1 protein-coding gene and 1 pseudogene are annotated in these 1,244 nt (G+C 58.0%); both read right to left on the reverse strand.

Annotated elements, in window-relative coordinates; translation table 11 throughout:
- Positions 1 to 294, reverse strand: a pseudogene (locus BBW68_RS11200) (PfkB family carbohydrate kinase); the annotation flags it as partial.
- A gap of 3 nt (positions 295 to 297) precedes the next feature.
- Complete coding sequence (locus tag BBW68_RS11205; protein WP_070135428.1) at positions 298 to 1,047, reverse strand: sugar phosphate isomerase/epimerase family protein; 750 nt, start codon at positions 1,045 to 1,047, stop codon at positions 298 to 300.
- Positions 1,048 to 1,244 lie beyond the last annotated feature (197 nt).

The following is a 1,244-nucleotide window of genomic DNA, read 5'->3' on the forward strand; positions in this document are numbered from 1 at the left end:
GCGAAGAAGACCCGGGGAGCTTGGCACAGCGTGAGTGACCTGACGGCGGTCAACGCCTTCCAGATCAAGCTGCTGGCAGGTGAAGCGGCCAAACGAGTCATCACCAATGCGGCTGACTCAGCCTATGTTCAAGCCGAGGCACGCCGGGCCAATAGCGACGCTGAGTTCAGCTCCGGCAATGCGTTTGCTGAACTGCATCACGCCTGCCAAATCGCCGCATTCGCTGGCAACAAACATCGCCATGGCCTCACCGATGGTCACGGCATCCAGCGTGTGGTTGGTTTGAGCGGTCATCATTTACTCCTCGCGCAGCAGGTCAACATAGTGGCGGGTAACGGCCACCAAATCGGCCCCTTCCAGCGGAAACTCAATGGCCAGCGGCACGTCGGCAGGTAAAAGAGCCAGCGTCTCGCGCCACAAATCATCGGCATCATCCAGCGCCACCGCGCGCCAGCTATCTCCGTTAGGCACGGCGGCCTTAACGTGGATATAGCTGATAAAGCGGCTCAGGCGTTCGGCTGCCTGCAGCGGCTGGTCGCCAACCCACAGCCAGTTGCCCATATCGAAAGTCATGCCATTACAGGTGCGGCTCTCGCCACAGGCGTGGAAAAACTGGTCCAGTGCGCTCAGTTTACCGCAGGCGGTTTGGTCGTTTTCCACCACCAGATGGACCTTTTTCCCTGCCAGCTTGCCGCGCAGGACGCTGCAGTCAAAGCCGGGCTGATAGTGGCCCAGAGAATATTTGAGTAGCTGCGCGTTGAGCTTTTCCGCCTCGTTAAAATGCTGATCGAGGTTGGGATTAAGCAAACCGTCCGCCATAAACAGCGCTTCCGGCACCGAGTAGAATGCCATCAGGCGGCTGGTCGCGATCGCGTCGGCTAACTCAGGCAGCGCTGACAGCTGCTGCGCGCTGAACAGCTCGCGGCGGATCTCCACGCCATCGGCCCCGGCGGCGGCAATGATCGGCAGCAGCGCCTGCTGCCCGCCCAGCCCGGCTATTTTCTCGCTGCCGTAGGCGGCGGTAACCACAATCACTTCTCGTTTCATCTTTCCTCCGGCATTACTGCGAACCTTTGCGCCTGACTTGATAAAAAACGTTAGTTAGAACCGGTTCCAAAAGATAGCGGCAGAAGTGAAATTTATGATCGCGCTCACGATGTGAACAATTTCTGGTGGGAAAGGTGGGGAAAGCTCTTAAAAACCTCAGGTAACGCGAGGCGCAAATAATGAACGTAGCGCCCTTA

Source organism: Candidatus Erwinia dacicola, from assembly GCF_001756855.1.
Taxonomy (GTDB): domain Bacteria; phylum Pseudomonadota; class Gammaproteobacteria; order Enterobacterales; family Enterobacteriaceae; genus Erwinia; species Erwinia dacicola.

Bases quoted from the DNA above. Each gene is read 5' to 3' on its own strand.
- BBW68_RS11205 (WP_070135428.1), bottom strand. From the start codon at position 1,047: ATGAAACGAGAAGTGATTGTGGTTACCGCCGCCTACGGCAGCGAGAAA.